The 17,567-nt window shown below is 72.4% G+C and carries 18 protein-coding genes; 10 read left to right on the forward strand and 8 right to left on the reverse strand.

The features are described from left to right. Window positions 1–49 precede the first annotated feature (49 nt). Together ACTHNQ_RS08500 and ACTHNQ_RS08505 are read left to right on the forward strand one after the other, a co-directional pair. A complete protein-coding gene (locus ACTHNQ_RS08500; RefSeq protein ID WP_440332796.1) occupies window positions 50–790 on the forward strand; it encodes a winged helix-turn-helix domain-containing protein in 741 nt (246 codons plus the stop codon). A gap of 144 nt (window positions 791–934) precedes the next feature. Next, window positions 935–1,942, forward strand: coding sequence for a DNA-3-methyladenine glycosylase family protein (locus ACTHNQ_RS08505; protein ID WP_440332798.1), 1,008 nt, complete (start codon window positions 935–937; stop codon window positions 1,940–1,942). Between the two features lie 56 nt (window positions 1,943–1,998). On the opposite strand, the gene ACTHNQ_RS08510 is transcribed toward ACTHNQ_RS08505, so the two are convergent. Further along, entirely contained in the window at window positions 1,999–3,168 is a 1,170-nt protein-coding gene (locus ACTHNQ_RS08510; RefSeq protein WP_440332800.1) for an RtcB family protein, read from the reverse strand. 424 nt (window positions 3,169–3,592) lie between these two features. Here ACTHNQ_RS08510 and ACTHNQ_RS08515 point away from each other — a divergent pair, with 424 nt between their 5' ends. The 3 genes from ACTHNQ_RS08515 (at window position 3,593) to ACTHNQ_RS08525 (ending at window position 4,542) form a co-directional block, all read left to right on the forward strand. Then, on the forward strand, window positions 3,593–4,012 hold the full coding sequence (locus ACTHNQ_RS08515) for a VOC family protein (RefSeq protein ID WP_440332802.1): 420 nt from the start codon (window positions 3,593–3,595) through the stop codon (window positions 4,010–4,012). Window positions 4,013–4,065: 53 nt separating this feature from the next. Continuing rightward, on the forward strand, window positions 4,066–4,290 hold the full coding sequence (locus tag ACTHNQ_RS08520; RefSeq protein WP_440332804.1) for a hypothetical protein: 225 nt from the start codon (window positions 4,066–4,068) through the stop codon (window positions 4,288–4,290). A 66-nt stretch (window positions 4,291–4,356) separates the two neighbouring features. Continuing rightward, window positions 4,357–4,542: a DUF1918 domain-containing protein gene (locus ACTHNQ_RS08525; protein WP_440332806.1), complete on the forward strand. Its 186-nt coding sequence runs from the start codon at window positions 4,357–4,359 to the stop codon at window positions 4,540–4,542. A 36-nt stretch (window positions 4,543–4,578) separates the two neighbouring features. Here the strand turns inward: ACTHNQ_RS08525 and ACTHNQ_RS08530 are convergent, their stop codons facing one another. After that, window positions 4,579–6,711: a S9 family peptidase gene (locus ACTHNQ_RS08530; protein WP_440332808.1), complete on the reverse strand. Its 2,133-nt coding sequence runs from the start codon at window positions 6,709–6,711 to the stop codon at window positions 4,579–4,581. A gap of 71 nt (window positions 6,712–6,782) precedes the next feature. Here ACTHNQ_RS08530 and ACTHNQ_RS08535 point away from each other — a divergent pair, with 71 nt between their 5' ends. Beyond that, a complete protein-coding gene (locus ACTHNQ_RS08535; protein WP_440332810.1) occupies window positions 6,783–7,532 on the forward strand; it encodes an SDR family oxidoreductase in 750 nt (249 codons plus the stop codon). A 171-nt stretch (window positions 7,533–7,703) separates the two neighbouring features. Next, window positions 7,704–8,450 carry an SDR family oxidoreductase gene (locus tag ACTHNQ_RS08540; protein ID WP_440332812.1) on the forward strand — a complete coding sequence of 249 codons (747 nt, stop codon included), beginning with the start codon at window positions 7,704–7,706 and terminating at the stop codon, window positions 8,448–8,450. A 40-nt stretch (window positions 8,451–8,490) separates the two neighbouring features. Here ACTHNQ_RS08540 and ACTHNQ_RS08545 read toward each other — a convergent pair whose 3' ends face one another. From ACTHNQ_RS08545 to ACTHNQ_RS08560, 4 genes are all read right to left on the reverse strand, one after another. Next, window positions 8,491–9,324, reverse strand: a complete 834-nt coding sequence (locus tag ACTHNQ_RS08545) for an aldo/keto reductase (protein ID WP_440332814.1) — start codon at window positions 9,322–9,324, stop codon at window positions 8,491–8,493. 29 nt (window positions 9,325–9,353) lie between these two features. Continuing rightward, window positions 9,354–9,566 (reverse strand): hypothetical protein, encoded by a 213-nt coding sequence (locus tag ACTHNQ_RS08550; protein ID WP_440332816.1) that lies wholly within the window; start codon window positions 9,564–9,566, stop codon window positions 9,354–9,356. A gap of 90 nt (window positions 9,567–9,656) precedes the next feature. After that, window positions 9,657–10,592, reverse strand: a complete 936-nt coding sequence (locus ACTHNQ_RS08555) for an aminoglycoside phosphotransferase family protein (protein ID WP_440332818.1) — start codon at window positions 10,590–10,592, stop codon at window positions 9,657–9,659. Next, window positions 10,589–11,218: a TetR/AcrR family transcriptional regulator gene (locus ACTHNQ_RS08560; protein WP_440332820.1), complete on the reverse strand. Its 630-nt coding sequence runs from the start codon at window positions 11,216–11,218 to the stop codon at window positions 10,589–10,591. The genes ACTHNQ_RS08555 and ACTHNQ_RS08560 overlap by 4 nt, the downstream gene beginning before the upstream one ends. 87 nt (window positions 11,219–11,305) lie before the next feature. Between ACTHNQ_RS08560 and ACTHNQ_RS08565 the strand changes: the two genes are divergently transcribed. The 3 genes from ACTHNQ_RS08565 to ACTHNQ_RS08575 are packed head-to-tail and all read left to right on the forward strand — an operon-like array spanning window position 11,306 to window position 15,157. Continuing rightward, window positions 11,306–12,355, forward strand: a complete 1,050-nt coding sequence (locus tag ACTHNQ_RS08565) for an agmatine deiminase family protein (RefSeq protein WP_440332822.1) — start codon at window positions 11,306–11,308, stop codon at window positions 12,353–12,355. Then, complete coding sequence (locus tag ACTHNQ_RS08570; protein ID WP_440332824.1) at window positions 12,352–14,079, forward strand: amidase; 1,728 nt, start codon at window positions 12,352–12,354, stop codon at window positions 14,077–14,079. Before ACTHNQ_RS08565 ends, ACTHNQ_RS08570 begins: the two co-directional genes overlap by 4 nt. A gap of 4 nt (window positions 14,080–14,083) precedes the next feature. Next, the gene (locus ACTHNQ_RS08575; protein ID WP_440332826.1) at window positions 14,084–15,157 is read left to right on the forward strand and encodes a C45 family autoproteolytic acyltransferase/hydolase; all 1,074 of its coding nucleotides are present in this window, start codon (window positions 14,084–14,086) and stop codon (window positions 15,155–15,157) included. Between the two features lie 50 nt (window positions 15,158–15,207). Here ACTHNQ_RS08575 and ACTHNQ_RS08580 read toward each other — a convergent pair whose 3' ends face one another. Together ACTHNQ_RS08580 and ACTHNQ_RS08585 are read right to left on the reverse strand one after the other, a co-directional pair. Next, complete coding sequence (locus ACTHNQ_RS08580; protein ID WP_440332828.1) at window positions 15,208–15,732, reverse strand: hypothetical protein; 525 nt, start codon at window positions 15,730–15,732, stop codon at window positions 15,208–15,210. A 30-nt stretch (window positions 15,733–15,762) separates the two neighbouring features. Further along, window positions 15,763–17,481: an FAD-binding oxidoreductase gene (locus tag ACTHNQ_RS08585; protein ID WP_440332830.1), complete on the reverse strand. Its 1,719-nt coding sequence runs from the start codon at window positions 17,479–17,481 to the stop codon at window positions 15,763–15,765. Between the last annotated feature and the right edge of the window lie 86 nt (window positions 17,482–17,567).

Consider the following 17,567-nt stretch of genomic DNA (forward strand, 5'->3'; position numbering starts at 1 on the left):
ATCCGAACCCGCCACCGTCATACGGGTTCCTTCCGCAAGGACCATCATCATGTCGACCACCGCACTCCTCGACCGTCCCGCCACCGCCCCCGTCCGTCACCTCCGCGCCGTGAACCACCCCGCCCGCGTCGAGACCCCGGCTGTCGCCGAGCCGGCCCAGCCCGCCTCCCGCGCGCTCCCGGCCGGCACCGCGCCGCGCGGCTTCGCCCTGTACGTCGGCATCGACGAGGCGAAGGCCGCCGCGAACGGCGTGAGCCTGGGCGTCCTCGTCGACGCACTGCGCCGCACGCTGGCCGAGCTCGCTCCGACCGCCGAGACCTACGCCACCGTCGCGCTGGCGCCGGTCGGCTCGGGCGGACGCGACGTGGACGTCGTGCGCCTCGCGCTGCACGAGCCGTCGGCCATCGCCCGCACGAAGCAGGAGGAGCCGGAGGACGAGGAGAGCACGGCCGGCGGCGTGGTCGTCGACATCTCGCGCAAGCGTGTGCTGATCGACGGCGAGTCCGCCGCGTTCACGTTCAAGGAGTTCGAGCTGCTGCAGTACCTGGTGCTGCGCGAGGGGCGCACGATCGAGCGCACCGAGCTGGTGACCTCGCTGTGGCAGGGTGCGACCGACGAGGACGCCCCCGGCGAGCGCACCATCGACGTGCATGTCCGCCGCCTGCGCGCCAAGCTCGGCCGCTACGAGGACATCGTCCGCACCGTCCGCGGCGTCGGCTACCGCTTCGACCGTCACGCGGACGTCGTGATCCGCTACGGCCACGGCACGCCGTCGCCCGACCGCTTCTGACACCGCGCGGTTCCGCCGGCCGTCGCTCTCGCGCAGGCGCGGCGATCATTCACGACGGTTCGCGACGCATCGAGGGCGGAAGGATGCCGCTCCCCGGCCACGCGCGGGGCTCGATGTCGGAGGTCCCGGCGTAGGGTGGGCGGCATGACCACATCGCTCTCGCGCATCCCTCGCATGAGGGACGCGGGGCGATTCCAGGCACCGTCCGAAGCGCGCGATCCACGCCCGCTGCCCGAGCGTCCGCTCGAGACCGAGTACCGGCCGCGGCATCCCCTCGATCTGCGCCGCACCGTCCTCGCACAGCGTCACGGCGCCGGCGACCCGACCATGACGGTGTCGGGATCGGTCATCTGGCGTGCGAGCCGTACCCCGGCGGGCGTCGCGACCCTCGCGATCCGCGAGACGCATCCCGGCGTCGTGCGGGGGGCCGCGTGGGGTCCTGGCCGGGAATGGGCGCTGGCACAGCTGCCGGCTCTCTGCGGAGCCGACGACGACCCGACGGGATTCGACGCGTCGCGGCATCCGCTCATCGCTGACGCGCACCGCCGCAACCCGGGGCTTCGGCTCTCGCGCACCGACCTCGTCTTCGACGCGCTCGCGAGCGCGATCTTCGAGCAGAAGGTGACGGGCATGCAGGCCTTCGGCGCATGGCGGCGCGTCGTCACGTGGTGCGGAGAGCGGGCGCCGGGTCCGACGCCGCAGCCGATGTTCGCTCCGCCCACGATCGACGGATGGCAGCACGTGCCGTCGTGGGTCTGGCATCGTGCGGGGCTGGAGCCTCCCCAGTCGAAGACGGTCGTGCGCGCCGCACGCCTCGGCGACGCGCTCGTGCGCGCCGTGCTCGCTGCCGAGGACGGCGAGGCGGTCGACCGCGTGCTCGTCAGCCAACCCGGCATCGGCCCGTGGACCTCGGCCGAGACCCGCATCCGAGCACTCGGCGACGCCGACGCGGTGAGCGTGGGCGACTTCCATCTGGCTCACCACGTCGGCTACGCCCTGGCCGGCGAACGCACCGACGACGACGGGATGCTGCGGCTCCTGGCTGCGTGGCCGGGCCACCGCCAGCGCGTCATCCGGCTCATCGGGGCGAGCGGCGTCATCGAGCCGCGCCGCGCTCCGCGCCTGCACCCCGAAGACCACCGCGACCGCTGAGTCCTTCCGCGCCGACGGGCCCGGCGGCCGATGGCGGCCGCCGGGCCCGTCGAGGGTCAGTCCCCCTTCACGTTCACGAGCTGGCGCAGCGTGTGCCGCACGCGGACGAGGTCGGCCGCGTCCGCCATCACCCGGTCGATCGGCTTGTACGCCTGCGGGATCTCGTCGATGAACGCGTCGGTGTCGCGGAACTCGATGCCCGCCATCGCCGCGCGCAGCTGCTCGTGCGAGAAGGTGCGCCGCGCCGCCGAACGCGAGAACTCGCGGCCCGCACCGTGCGGCGAGGAGTTGAGCGACAGCGGATTGCCGAGCCCCTCGACCACGTACGACGCCGTGCCCATCGACCCGGGGATGAGGCCGGGCCTGCCCTCGTCGGCCTGGATCGCACCCTTGCGCGACACCCACACCTGCTTGCCGAAGTGCTTCTCCGATTCGGTGAAGTTGTGGTGGCAGTTGATCCGCTCGTGCTCGACGACCGGCTCGCCCATCGCCTCCGACACCTGCCGTGCGACGCGGTCCATCATCTCCTCGCGGTTCAGCAGCGCGAAGTGCTGTGCCCACCGGAGCTCTCGGATGTAGCGCCGGAACTCCTCCGTCCCCTCCACGAGGTACGCGAGGTCAGGGTCGGGCAGGTCGATCCACCACTGCTTCGCCAGCCGCTGCGCGACGTCGATGTGATGCGTGGCGATCTTGTTGCCGACGCCCCGCGACCCCGAGTGCAGGAACATCCACACCCGGTCGAGCTCGTCGACCGACACCTCGATGAAGTGGTTGCCCGAGCCGAGCGAGCCCAGCTGCAGCCGCCAGTGCCCCGCGTACCGCGCCGGGTCGAACTCGGCCTTCTCGGCGAGCGCCTCGAGTTCGGCGACGCGCGGCTCGGCGGTCGCGACGACCTTGCGGTTGTCACGGCCTGCCGACAGCGGGATCGCCCGCTCGATCTGCTCGCGCAGCTGCGTGAGGTCGCGCGCGACGAGCTGGTCGCGCGTGAACTGGGTGCGCACGGCGATCATGCCGCACCCGATGTCGACGCCGACGGCGGCAGGCATGATGGCGCCGAGCGTGGGGATGACCGATCCCACGGTGGCGCCCTTGCCGAGGTGCGCATCGGGCATGAGGGCCAGATGCGGGTGGATGAACGGCATGCGTGCCGAGGTGCGCGCCTGCTCGACGGTCTTGTCGTCGATCAGGCTCGCCCACGAGAGCAGCCGGTCGGAGAGCCTCTCCATGATTCCTTTCCTTCGTTGCGGGCCGGCGGCTGCCGGACCTGCGTCGAGCGCGACGGGACACGGGCCCGCGACTCCCCCGAAAAGGAAGACGCCCCGGACCTGTTCGGTGCGGGGCGTGAAGAGCGGATGCTGTTACACGGCCGGCGCCGGAGGGGACGACTCGTAGCGGTCGCCGGGCTTCTGACCCAGGACCGCTTCGACACGGAGTTGACGCTGCGCGTTCATCCGTCGTCCTCTCGACTCGTTCGTGCTGCTGCGCCGACGGCACAGCCTCATGACCGTATGGGACGCGCATCCGTCACGTCAAGGGCCAGGCGTCGCCGGCGCTCCTCGCGGGTCCTTGTCGATGTCGGTGGGGGCGAGCACACTGGGACGCGCCACGCGGCCGGGCGCGGCATCCATTCATCCCTCACAGGAGTTCGACATGCCCAGCCTCAACCCGTACCTCTCCTTCCGCGATCAGGCCCGCGAGGCCATGACCTTCTACCAGAGCGTCTTCGGCGGCGACCTCGACATCTCGACGTTCGGCCAGTTCGACGGCATGGTGCAGGACCCGGCCGAGAACGACCTGGTGATGCACGCCCAGCTGACGAGCCCCGACGGCTTCGTGCTGATGGGGTCCGACACCCCGACCGGCATGACCTACGAGAAGCCCGCGGGGTTCTCGGTCTCGGTGAGCGGCGACGACGAGGATCAGCTGCAGGGCTTCTGGAACAAGCTGGCCGAGGGTGGCACCGTCACGATGCCGTACGACACCCCGCCGTGGGGCGGCCGGTTCGGCATGCTGACCGACCGCTTCGGCATCGACTGGATGATCGCGTTGAACGCCGCGGCGCAGGCATGATCGAGTCGACGCGCGGGGACGCCCCGCGCGTCGGCACGGCCTAGGCTGTGCGCATGGCGACCTCGCGCAAAGGCTGGACCCGCGGGCACTCGGGGTGGGCGCTCGGCACCGCCCTCATGTTCACCCTGGGGATCGTGTTCGGGCTCATCTGGGGCAACGTGCTGCTCGGCATCGTGCTCGCCTTTGCGATCTCGATCGGCTGGCTGATGGCGTACGAGTCGTGGCGCGGCCACAACGTCGGGCTCGAGAACCGCGACGACGACGGCGCACAGCTGTAGGCGGCATCCACGGGTCTATCCCTGCCGCGCGCGCCGACGTATGGTGAGCGCCAGGAGGTGATCCGCATGCAAGCGAACGTCGGCGACCGCGTGATCATCCACGGTCGAATCGTCGGTGCCGCAGAGCGCACCGGAGAGGTCGTCGAGATCCGGGGCGGCGGCGACAGCCCGCTGCTCGTGGTCCGCTTCGACGACGGGCACGAGGCGATCCTGTCGCCGGGCAGCGACTGCGAAGTCCGGCACGCGTCCTGAGAGGACTCCGCCGGACACCGCGGGACTCCGCGGGTCTCAGCCGAGCAGCTCGGGGCGCGCCGGCTCCTCACCGAGCACGTGCTCGGCGAGGAAGGCGAACACGGTCTCGTACCAGATCACGGCGTGCTGGGGCTTGAGCACCCAGTGGTTCTCGTCCGGGAAGTACAGGAAGCGGTGCGGCATCCGTCCCTCCGCGTCGGCATGGTGCTCGGCGAGCTCCGACCACAGCCGGAGCCCCTCGCCCACGGGGACCCGGTAGTCCTTGTCGCCGTGCACGACGAGCAGCGGCGTCGTGATGTTGGCGACGAAGCGGTGGGGCGAGTGCTCGATCATCGCCTCGGGAGTGAAGATCCGCTGCCAATACTCCGAGCTGTCGGTGGTGCCGGCGAACTGGTCGAGCGCCCACAGGCTCGCGTGCGTGACGATCGCCCGGAATCGGTCGGTGTGGCCGGCTACCCAGTTGGCCATGTACCCGCCGAACGACCCGCCCATCGCGGCGGTGCGGGTCGCGTCGATGTCGTCGCGGGCCTCGGTCGCGTCGGTGATCGCGAGCAGGTCGGTGTACGGCTTCGCGCCCCAGCTGTTCCAGCCGCGCGCGATGAACTCCAGTCCGTACCCGGTCGACAGGGCGGGGTCGGGGAGCAGAACCGCGTAACCGCGGGCGACGGCCAGCAGCGGCGCCCACCGCCAGCTCCACGCGTTCCAGCTGTTGAGCGGCCCACCGTGAATCCACAGCAGCAGCGGCGCCGGGGTCTCGGCTGAGGCGCCCTCGGGCAGCAGCAGCCAGCCGCGCACGCGCGCGCCGTCCTCGGCCGTGGTCTCGACCTCGGTGATCGTGCCCGGCGCCGCCGGCGCGGCGGCCGGGGTGACGAGCGGCGTGACGGTGCCGTCGGCGGCGATGCGCACGGGGTGCGAGGGGATGACCCACGACGAGCGCAATGCGACGAGGTCTCCGCTCGTGCGGTCGACCGCGACGTGCGTGTAGGTGAAATCGTCGTCGGTGAGCCGCTGCGGGGCGCCGCTCCCCTCGGGGCCGCCGTCGAGCGGGAGCCGGAACACCGGTCCGCGGCCGTTGTCGTCGGCCGTCGCGATCAGCGCACGGTCGTCGATGTCGAAGACCAGTGACGACGCCCAGCGGTCCCACTCGGCGGCGATCCGCCGCGGGGCGGAGCCGTCGACGCCGGCCACCCAGACCTCGGAGTCGGTGGGGCCGGCGGGGCTGCTCTTGACGGTGCGGAGGTAGGCGATGAGGGTGCCGTCGTGGCTCACCGCCGGCATCTCGAAGTCGACGTCGACCTCGTCGAACAGGGAGGTGCGGGCGCCGGTCGTCGTATCGATCGAGACGATCGCGCGGCGTCCGCCCCGCTGCTCGCGCTGCTCGAGCGGGACGATCAGCAGCGACGCGTCGGGAGTCAGCACCGCCTCGGCGTGATCGACCGAGCGACCGGGCCGGGGCGTCAGGTCGCGCGGACGCGGCAGGGTCGACGGGTACGGCTTCGGATCGGCGGCGGGGGCGTCACCGGACGCGGCGTCGGCCGAGGCGGCGGCATCCGGCTCGGCGACGACCGCGGCGAGCGAGTCCTGCAGCGCGTCCACATCGAGCGCGAAGAGGTGCGGCTGGTCGGGCCCGAGGTCGTGGTCCCAGAAGCGCACCGGGTAGGTGTCGTGGAGGATCGCCGAGACCTTCTTCTCCTTGCGCTTCGCGCGCAGGACGGCGTCGGCCTCGAGGGAGTCGGCCGCGGGGAGAAGGGATGCCGCCAGCACGACCCGATCGGCGTCCGCAGCCGTCGCCGCGATGCCGTCGACGCCGCCCGCGAGCCGGGTGACGGCACGCGCCTCGCCGCCCGCGGCGGGGAGCAGCCACAGCTGGCCGGATTCGTCGTCGGCGTCGCCTTCGGCGTCGGGGCGCGCAGAGACGAACAGGATGTCTCCGCGCGCGGTGAACGCGGCCCCCGCCTCGCCCTTGGCCGAGCGGGTGAGTCGGCGCGGCGAACCGCTGCCGTCGGCGGGCACGGCCCACAGCGACCGCTCGTACCCCGTCGCATCGTTCTTGAGCACCGCGACCGTCAGCACGGCGGTCGTGCCGTCGGGCGACAGCGCCAATGCCTCCACCCGGGGAAGCGCGATGTAGTCGGTCAGCGAATCGAAAGGGGTGGAGGGGGTCGCCATGGTTCCACGCTATCCCCCGGCGCCGCTCGCGAGGGGCAGGATGGGTGCGGGCGAGGACGAGAGGAGCGGGCATGAGGATCGCGGTCGCGGGAGGAACGGGCGTGGTCGGGAGCCGGGTCGTCGAGGCGGTCGAGGCGCGCGGGGATCAGGCGGTCGTGCTGAGCCGCGGAACCGGCGTCGACGTCATCACCGGCAGCGGGCTGGACGCCGCCCTGGAGGGCGTGGACGCCGTCGTCGACACCACCAACATCGACACGCTCTCGGCTTCAGCCGCCACCTCTTTCTTCGAGCGCGCGACGGGCAACCTCGCCGCGGCCTCCGCGCGGGCAGGCGTCGGCCACCTCGTGGTGCTGTCGATCGTCGGGATCGACCGGATGCCGTACGACTACTACGCCGGGAAGGTGGCGCAGGAGCGGGCGGCCGAGGCATCCTCCGTTCCCTGGACGATCCTGCGCGCGACGCAGTTCCACGAGTTCGCGGCACAGATGTTCGCCCGCGGCAGGATCGGCCCCCTGCACGTCGCCCCGCGGGCGCGGGTGCAGCCCGTCGCGGCCCGCGAGGTCGGCCGACACCTCGCGACCCTGGCGGCCGGCGCACCGCAGGGCCGCGCCGCCGACCTCGCCGGCCCGCGGGAGGAGCGCCTCGACGAGATGGTCAAGGCGTATGCGACACGCGTCGGGTACCGCGGCTGGATTCCCTCGGTGAGCCTTCCCGGGAGGCAGCTGAAGGCGATGCGCGACGGCCTGGCGCTGCCAGGCCCCGGCGCGACGCTCGGCGCGCAGACGTTCGCGCAATGGCTCGGCGCCGTCGACCACCCCTGACCGCGAGCGCCCGCGACGCCCGTGTATCTGAGGGCGTCCGTCCGGCTCTGCGCAGTGAGCGGTCCGGACTCGCACTCTCCCCCGATCGGGCCCGGACCGCTCCATGACACGCCCGGTTTGCACGCGTCCGTCCGTGTTGGCCACGATGGTGCGGACGGAGGGAGCGCCATCATGAGGTTCGCGATCGCAGGCGGCACGGGGATGACGGGCACGCAGGTCGAGGCCGTCGCGCGGGAGCGGGGTCACGACGTCGTCGTGCTGTCGCGGAGCACGGGCGTGGACCTCGTCACAGGTGAGGGCCTCGACGGCCGCCTCGACGGCGTCGACACCGTCATCGACGTGTCGAACATCACCACACCGGATCCCGCGGCGTCGGTGGCGTTCTTCCAGGGCGCGACGACCGCGCTGCTCGCTGCGGAGCGCAACGCCGGGGTCGGGCACCACCTCGCGCTCACGATCGTGAACGCCGAGGCCGCACCCGACGGCTACTACGCCGGCAAGCTCGCCCAGGAGCGCCTGATCGAGCAGGGCGACCTGCCGTGGACCATCCAACGCACGACGCAGTTCCACGAGTACGCGGCGATGATGTACCGGCGCACCCGCGACGGAGCCCATGTCGCCCCGACCGGGCGGGTGCAGCCGGTGTCGCTGCTCGAGGTCGCGACGCTGCTGGTCGACCTCGCCGAGGGCGGGCCGGCGGGACGCGCGACGGAGCTCGGCGGTCCTCGCGAAGAGAGGCTCGCCGACATCGTCCGGCGCTACGCGCAGGCCATCGGCCACTCCGGAGAGCTGCCGACGGTCGACATCCCCGGCACCCTCGGCCAGGCGTTCCGCTCGGGCGCGCTGCTCCCGGGGTCTCAAGCCCTGCACGGCACCACGACGTTCGACGAGTGGCTCGACGACCTGCCTGCCGCGTGAGAGATGTGGATGCCGCACCCGGCCGGGTGCGGCATCCGGATCACATCTCTTCGTGCGTGAGGGGGTCGCCGTCCCAGAGCCGCCCGCGCTCGAGGGCGCTGATGGCGTCGAGCTGGTCGTCGGTGAGGGTGAAGCCGAAGACGTCCGCGTTCTCGCGCTGACGGTCGGGGTCGGCCGACTTGGGGATGGGCGTGCTGCCGAGCTGCGTGTGCCAGCGGAGCACCACCTGCGTGGGGGTGACGCCGTGGACCACGGCGAGCTCCTGCAGGATCTGCTCGGTCAGCAGCTCGCTGCGGCGCGCGAGCGGGCTCCAGCTCTCGGTGCGGATGCCGTGCTCCGCGTGGAACGCGCGCAGCGCCGCCTGCGGGAAGTAGGGGTGCAGCTCGACCTGGTTGACGGCCGGGACGACGCCGGTCTGTTCGATGAGCTCCGTGATCATCCGCTCGGTGAAGTTCGACACGCCGATCGAGCGCACGAGGCCCTCCTGCTGCGCGTCGATCAGGCCGCGCCACGTGTCGACGTACTTGCCGACACTGGGGTTCGGCCAGTGGATCAGGTGAAGGTCGATACGGTCGAGCCCGAGCTGTCCGAGGGACCCGCGGATGCTGTCGATCGCCTCCTGCCGGCCGTGGTGACGGCCCGGGATCTTCGAGGCCACGAGCAGGGAGTCACGGGGGGCCCCGCTGCGGCGCACCGCCTCGCCGACCTCGCGCTCGTTCTCGTAGTTCACGGCGGTGTCCAGCAGGCGGTAGCCGGACCCGATCGCCGAGACGATCGCCGCGATCCCCTCCTCACCGCGGAGGTTGTAGGTGCCGAGGCCGAGCTCGGGGAACCAGGTGCCGTCGTTGAGGGTGATGTCGGGGATCGCGCTCATGTCTCCATCCTGGCCCGGTCCGGCGCAGTTCAGGGCAGATCCTCGACGTCCAGGGTGCCCTCCGTGGCCGCACGCTCGTCGGCTGCGGCGCTGTCGACGCGATCGTCGTCGAGATCGGGGTCGAGCGGACGGTCCTCGTCGTCGCCCAGGCCGTCCTCGAGCACGCCATCGCGCAGCGAGTCGTCGGGGGTGACGTCGTCGTCGTCTTCGAGCGGGCCTTCGTACGGGAGCTGATTGGTCATGGCGCTCTCCTTTCGCTGCCACGAACGTACGAACGGGCGCCGCACTCCCGCAGGGGGCTTGCGGCGTCGCACGCGACGGGGTAGCAGGCGTCAGGCGTGCCACCGCCGGCGGAGCCACTCGAGGGTGACGACCGCCTGGTCGCGCTGGAACCGGCGCAGCGTCGGCATGCGGGGCGGGTCCGGTTGCAGCGACGACGACAGGAACATCCCCGCGAACCCCGCGAGCACGTTGCTCGCGGCCTCGGCGGGCATCCCGTCGTATACCGGATGCTGCGCGATGAGGCGCTCGACGTCGGCCGCCGGGTCGTAGTACCGCACGTTGATCAGCAGGCTGAGCGCATCGAACCAGCCGGCGCCGCGCGCACCCCAGGGCCAGTCGACCAGCACGACGGCGCCGTCCGGGCGGACGAGCAGGTTGTCGGCGCGCGTGTCGTAGTGCACGAGCCGGTCGCCTCGGGCATCGAGGGCGCCGCGCGCGGCGGCATCCACGAGCCCGTCGATGTTCTCGCGCACCCACCGGTCGAGCCCGCCGGGCAGAAGCGGCAAGGTGTCGAGATCGATGCTGCGCCAGGCGTCGGCGTCGCCGGCGAGCGCCTCTGCGACGTCGATGACCGGGACGTCGGCGGGGAGCCGCACGTCCGCCACCTGCTGCAGGGCGTCGAGCACCGCGTCGAGTTCGAGCGGCTGCCATGGCGTCGACGGGTGGCGTCCTTCGACGTCTTCGAGCACGAGCGCGATCCACTCGCCGTCGTCGACGGCGCCCAGAAGTGCGGGGGCGGGCACGGCGGCGGAGAGCCTCGCGGTGATGGCGGCCTCGCGGCGGTGGATGTGCGGGGTGTCGACGTTGACCGCGGGGCTCGCCGCCTTGACGAACGCCCTACGGCCGTCGGCGGTCACGACGCGGTCCGCCGAGCCAGGCGAATACCCTCCCGGCTGCGACACCGCCTCGACGACGGGGCCGCCGAGGACGCCTTCGACCTCGGCACGGATGTGAGCGGGGAGCTCGTGCCACTGCAGGCGGCTCACGCGACGACCGGGATCGTTCCGGGCCGCGCGCCGACGAGCGCCTCGGCGGCCCGCGCCGTGCGGCGGGCGAAGCGGGTGGTGTCGGTGCCGCGCGCGAGCGACTGCGCGTTGAGCCCGTCGATCATGCCGATGAGCTCCCAGGCGACCTCGCCGGGCTCGGCCGTCGAGAAGGCGCCGGTGCGGCATCCTTCCGCGACGATGTCTTCGACGAGCGACTGCCAGCGCTGCATCTGGGCACGCACGGCGTCGGCGAGCGCGTCGCTGCGGCGGGCCATCGCCCAGCCCTCGACCCAGACGACGGTGAGCTCTTCGCGCGCGCCGTCCATGAGGGTGTCGATGAGGGCGCCGAGACGGTGGGCGGGGTCGGCGGCGGACGCCACGACGCGTTCGACGTCGCGCACCTCTTCTTCGACGAGGTCGGTGTAGACGCGGGCGACGAGGTCGTCCATCGACGGCTGATAGTGCGCGACGAGGCCCGAGGTGATGCCCGCCCGCTGGGCGACCGCGCGCAGCGTCACGGCGCTCAGCCCCTGCTCGCGCGCCACGGCGGTGGCCGCCGCGACGATCTCGGCGGCGCGTTCGGCGGGGGGCTTGCGTGTGCGGGGCCGGGGCACTGTGCTTGACATGGTCTCGCCAGCATAGATACTGTCTCTATTGATCGCTAGATCAATTACTTCCGGCGTCGACCGCCGGCCGAAGCGAAGGGGCTGACGATGGCCTGGAGGATGCCGCACGAGGGCGACCCGCACGAGCGCACCTGGATGGCGTTCCCGAACGAGGGACCGACGCTGGGCGACGACCCGGCCGAGCAGGAGCGCTTCTACGCCGCGTGGACCGCCGTCGCCAACGCCGTCGCGGAGTTCGAGCCGGTCACGATGCTCGTCGACCCGTCGAAGGCCGCACGCGCACGCCAGGCGCTGAGCAGCGACATCGAACTGGTCGAGACGCCCGTCGACGAGTTCTGGTTCCGCGACCACGGCCCCACCTTCGTCGTCGACGACGAGCGCCCCGGTCTGCTCGGCGCGGTCGACTGGATCTTCAACGGCTGGGGCGCCCCCGAGTGGGCGTCGTGGACCAAGGCGGCCGCGCACGCCCGCTTCACCGCCGGACTGGTCGGGGCCGAGGTCGTCAGCTCGCTGCTCGTCAACGAAGGCGGCGGCATCCACGTCGACGGCGAGGGCACCGTGCTCCTCACCGAGACGGTGCAGCTCGACCCCCGCCGAAACCGGTTCGCCGACAAGGAGCGCGTCGAGGCCGAGCTCGCGCGCACGATCGGCGCGACCAAGGCGGTGTGGCTCCCCCGCGGCCTCACCCGCGACTACGACGAGTTCGGCACGAACGGCCACGTCGACATCGTCGCGACCATTCCGACCCCCGGCCGCATCCTGCTGCATGCGCAGCAGAACCCCGAGCACCCCGACTTCGAGGTCTCCCACACGCTGCGGGCGTTCCTGGCCGAGCAGACGGATGCCGCCGGCCGCACCTTCGAGATCATCGATCTCCCCGCGCCCGACACGCTCCGCGACCACGAGGGCTTCGTCGACTACAGCTACGTCAACCACCTCGTCGTCAACGGCGGCGTCATCGCCTGCGGGTTCGGCGAGGAGCGCGCCGACGCCCGGGCCCGCGACATCCTCGAGGCCGCCTACCCCGGGCGCCGCGCGGTCACCGTCGACGCCCGCCAGATCTTCGCGGGCGGCGGCGGCATCCACTGCATCACGCAGCAGCAGCCGGCGCTGACGAACGCGGAGGCGACCCGATGAGCCACTACCCCGTCGTCGAGAAGACGATCGCCGAGCTGCGGACCGCCCTGGAGAACGGGGAGGTCACGAGCGTCGGCCTGCTCGAGGCATACGAGGCCCGCATCGACGCGTATGACGTCCCGGGCACCGAGACCTCGCTCAACGCCGTCGTGGTGCGCAACCCCGAAGCGCGCGCAGACGCCGAGGCCTCCGACCGTCGCCGTGCCGAGGGTCGCACGCGGGGACCGCTCGACGGCATCCCGTACACCGCGAAGGACTCGTTCATGGCGAAGGGGCTGACCGTGGCCGCGGGTTCCCCGGCGTTCGCCGACCTCGTGGCGCAGCGCGACGCCTTCTCGATCGAGCGCCTGCGCGAGGCGGGCGCCGTGCTCGTCGGGCTGACGAACATGCCGCCGATGGCCAACGGCGGCATGCAGCGCGGCGTCTACGGCCGCGCCGAGAGCCCCTACAACGCCGACTACCTGACGAGCGCCTTCGGCAGCGGGTCCTCCAACGGGTCGGGCACCGCCACCGCCGCGAGCTTCGCCGCTTTCGGGCTCGGCGAAGAGACCTGGTCCAGCGGCCGGGCGCCGGCATCCAACAACGCCCTCTGCGCCTATACGCCCAGCCGCGGTGTCATCTCGGTGCGCGGCAACTGGCCGCTCGTGCCGACCATGGACGTCGTCGTGCCTCACACCCGCACGATGGCCGACCTGCTCGAGATCCTCGACGTGATGGTCGCCGACGACCCCGAGACCCGCGGCGACTTCTGGCGCGCGCAGCCGTGGGTCGAGATCCCGGATGCCTCCGCCACACGCCCCGCGTCGTACCCGGCCCTGGCGCCCACGGACGTCGAAGGCGCCCGCGCGACGCTGGCGGGCCGGCGCTTCGGAGTGCCGCGCATGTACATCGGCACCGACGCCGAGGCCGGGACCAACCCGGACGGCGGAATCGGCGGCCCAACCGGACAGCGCATCGAGACCCGCCCGTCGGTGCTCGACCTGTGGGAGCAGGCACGGCGCGACCTGGAGGCGGCCGGCGCCGAGGTCTTCGAGGTCGACTTCCCCGCCGTGACGAACTACGAGGGCGACCGGCCGGGCGCCCCGACGATCAAGACCCGGGGGCTCGTCACCGAGGCGTTCCTGCAGCGCGAGATCGTCGACCTGTCGGCGTGGGCATGGCAGGACTTCCTCGACGCGAACGGCGACCCCGCCCTGCATTCGCTCGCCGACGTCGACGGCGCCGCGATCTTCCCGCACCCGGCGGGTGCGCTGCCCGACCGCTACACCGGCTTCGACGACGACATCGCCGAGTACCCCGCCCAGGTGCGGGAGCACCCGTACGCCTCGTTCACCGACATCCCCGAGATCGAGGGAGGCGTGCGCGGCCTCGAAGAGACGCGCCGGCTCGACCTCGAGGAATGGATGCTGCACCTCGGCCTCGACGCCGTGCTCTTCCCCGCGGTGGCCGACGTCGGGCCAGCCGACATGGACGTGAACGAGGCATCCGCCGATCTCGGCTGGCGCAACGGCGTGTGGGTCGCCAACGGCAACCTCGCGATCCGCCACCTCGGCATCCCGACGGTCACGGTCCCGATGGGCACGATGGCCGACATCGGCGTGCCGGTGGGCCTCACGATCGCCGGGCGCGCCTACAGCGACCCCGAGCTGCTGACGTGGGCGGCGGCGTTCGAGGCGCTGCGCCCGCGGCGCACGGCTCCCCCGCGCACGCCCGAGCTGGACTGACGGGATGCGGCTCCGCACGCTCGGGTCCGCACGGCGCGACCCGGCCGCGCGAGGCCACGAGCTGGGTACGGCGTTCCCCGCTCAGTACCTGCGCACTGCAGACCTGTACCTGCGGCACTTCGCCGAGCTCGGCATCCCGTCCCGTCAGGTTCGGGCGATCGCCGAGCGCAGCAGCACCGCGCTCAGTGGGTGGGCACCGGGGCTCGCCGCCGAGGCCGACGCGATCGCCGATGCGGCGGGCATGGATCGGTGGCGGCTGTCCGCCGTCGGCGCGCGTACCGAGATCCTCGCCGCCGCGCCGCCGCGCGGCGAGGGCGAGTGCTCGACGGCCGTGCACGTGGGGCACGGGCGGCCGGCAGAGTCCATCCAGACGTGGGACTGGCACGACTTCCTCGTGCCCGATGGACTGCTCCTCGCGTTCCCGTCGGCCGCGGGACTCGACGTGAAGCTGTTCACCGAGTTCGGCACGGCCGCGAAGATCGGCGTCAACAGCGCCGGCCTCGGCCTGCACTTCAACATCCTGTCGCACGTGTCGGATTCGGCCGTCGGCGGGGTGCCGGTGCACGCGATCGCCCGGCGGATCCTCGAAGAGGCCCGCTCGATCGAGGATGCCCGGGGCATCGCCGCCGGCGCAATGGTGAGCGCCTCGACCGTGCTGACCGTGTTCACCTCGGACGCCGCGGGATCGCGTGCCGCGTCGCTGGAGTTGTCGCCCGCGGGCCTGGGGGTCATCGAGCCCGGACCCGACGGCTGGCTGCTGCACACCAACCACTTCCTCGACCCCGCGCTCCTCGCCGGCGACACGATTCCGGCGGACTCCACGACCGCCGAGCGCTACGCGCACCTCGATGCGGTGCGGGCCGGTCTCGCGGATCAGGAGCCCGCCGCACGCGCCCTCGCCGTATGCGGCGGACGCGGCGCCGACGCTGCCGTCTGCATGACCCCCGATCCGGCACTCCCCCGTCTCGACCAGTGGGCGACGCTGCTGACGGTCGGGGTCGACATCCCGGGCTTCGCGCTCGACGTCTTCGCCGGGCGCCCGGATCAGGCGGCGGCCGCAGGGTTCGCCCGGTTCTGAGGACGAGGAGGGATGCCGCGGCCCCCAGCGCGGCATCCCTCGATGCGTCCTCAGCAGTGCAGCGCGGGGTTGAACTCCGCGAAGACGCCGTCGGGGTTGTGCGCGCCGACCCAGACGTGCAGGTCGTAGTGGACGGGCGACCCCGGTCCGTGTCCCGGCATCGGACCGTCGAAAGGCTGCGAGCCGTACATCGGTGTCGGCTGGCCGACGTCGGGCTCGAAGAACTCGGCGGCCCACAGCTCCAGCTCGCCCGTGGCGGAGGGGCCGTAGGTGAGCATCTGCGGGTTGCCGGCATCGACGGGTACGCCCGGCGCCACGAGCGCGGGGTTCAGGTAGTGAACCCCCATGGCTCCCACGCCGGGAACTTCGACGCACTCGCTGATGGGGACGTATCCGGCCGCGAGCGCCGCGTCGAGGTCGTGGTACTTCGCCACGCCCGCACGCGTCTGCGCGAGCAGCCGATTCATCTCGGAGCGCGAATCTGCGGGCGGCGACGCCTGAGCGGGCATGACGGCGACGAGACTGCCGGCCAGGACGAGGGCGGCGGCGAGGGCCGATCGGGTGAGAGTGCGCAAGGTCTTCTCCTTCGTGTGTGCGCGGATGGGTCAGATGTCGTGCGCCGCGAGCCAGAGCCCGGTCGGGTCGCACTCGAGTCGCAGACGGGCGAGGCGCCCTCGGGTGTCGGCGTCGAAGAACGCGGATGCGTCGCTCCGCCGCTCGGTGAAGTTCGGGTACACGGCGCCGCTGCGCCACGGTCGCAGGGCGGCGGCCGCATCCCCCGCGGCCGTCATCGCCTGCTCGAACAGGGCGGGCACGGGCACCGCGGCGAGGGTGAACAAGGCGAAGCGGCCGTCAAGGACAGCCAGCGCCGCATCGATGGGCCGGGCGAGGGCACCGCCCAGGTGGCGCAGTTCGGCCACCATGAGGGGTGTGTCGGCGTCCGGTCCCGCCGCCTCCAGCAAGGCCTGGACCGCTTCCTCGGGCAGGTCGGCCAGCAGCAGATGGTCGCTCGCCCCGGGCGTGGGAGCGGGCGGATCCATGTGGATGCCGAGCACCTCTGGCGCGGGGATGCGCCCGAACGTGTCGATCTCTGGACCGAGCGCACGCAGCGGCGCCAGGATCTCGGCGGCACGCTCGTCGTCGTCGAGGATCGCGCCGTCGATCACGACGAGCCGGCGCCCGCTGAGGAACGGCGGCAGTTCGGGAAGCGGCGGAAACCTCAGGAAGCGCAGAGACGTCGTGGCCGACTCCGGCGCCGTCGCCGTCCATTGCGCCCACGCGCGCAGCACCTCGGGTCCCCGGGAGAGATCCCACAGCAGCATCCCCGCGTAGACATCGGCGATGGGCAGCAGGTCGATCTCGACCGCGACGACGACGCCCAGCCCGCCCGTGCCACCCCGGAGCCCCCAGAAGAGCTCGGAGTTCTCGTCCGCAGAGGCACGGACGACTTCTCCGCCGGCGGTCACGACGTCGAGCGCTCGGACCGTGCTGGTGGCCAGCCCGTGCGCGCGGCCGTAGAACGACAGACCTCCGCCGAGGAGATAGCCGGCGACCGCGACGTCGCCCGCGCTGCCGTGCAGCGCCGCCAGCCCGTAGGACGCCGCGGCGTCGGCGACGTCCTGCCAGACGGTCCCGCCGAGGACGCGGGCCGTGCGCGTCGCGGGATCGATCGTCACACCCGTCAGTGCGCTCAGTCGCAGCAGAACCGTACGCGCGAGATCGACCTCACGCAGCGACAGGGCGAGGTGGCCGGTGCTCAGCGGGCTGACGCGGAGCCCGCTATCCGATGCCGCGACGACGATCGCGGCTGCTTCGTCGACGGTGCGCGGAACGCCGACGGCGGCCGGCAGCAGGTCCACGGCGAGGTTCCACGGGCGGCGCGCGTCGTCGAAGCCGGGGTCCCCCGGGAAGAGGACGCCCGGAAGCGCGGCGAGGGCGGCGGGCCGGGAGGCGGTGAGAGGAGTCGACATGAGGTGTCCTTCGGTGTGGGAGATGGGTTCGGTGCGGGGTTCTGCGGTGTCGGCGGCATCCACCTCTGCCCACAGCCCGACGATCGCGCCGGGAGGATCCAGGCGCGCCACGGTCGAGACGTGGAGAGGCACCTCGGCGCACGTCAGGCGTTCGCGAACGATGCCGACGAGGTCGTCGAGCGTCGCCGCGTCGGCGGCCGTCACCTCGAGGTGCAGGAGCCGCGGCCGGAGTCCGTGCCGTGCGAGGGCGTCCTCCAGGCGGAGGACGGCCAAGCACGCCTGCGCGGCGGCATCCTCTGCATGAAGCAGCTGCCCGTCGTCGCTCACCGGACCGGTGCGGATGGTGGTGGTCACGACGACAGCGTCGCCTCTCGCCCGGTCAGCGGACCATCCCAGAGGATGAGGGACTCTCGGCCCCGCGCTTCTGGGGCTCGTGGTCC

This window comes from Microbacterium sp., from assembly GCF_051953575.1.
Lineage (GTDB): Bacteria > Actinomycetota > Actinomycetes > Actinomycetales > Microbacteriaceae > Microbacterium.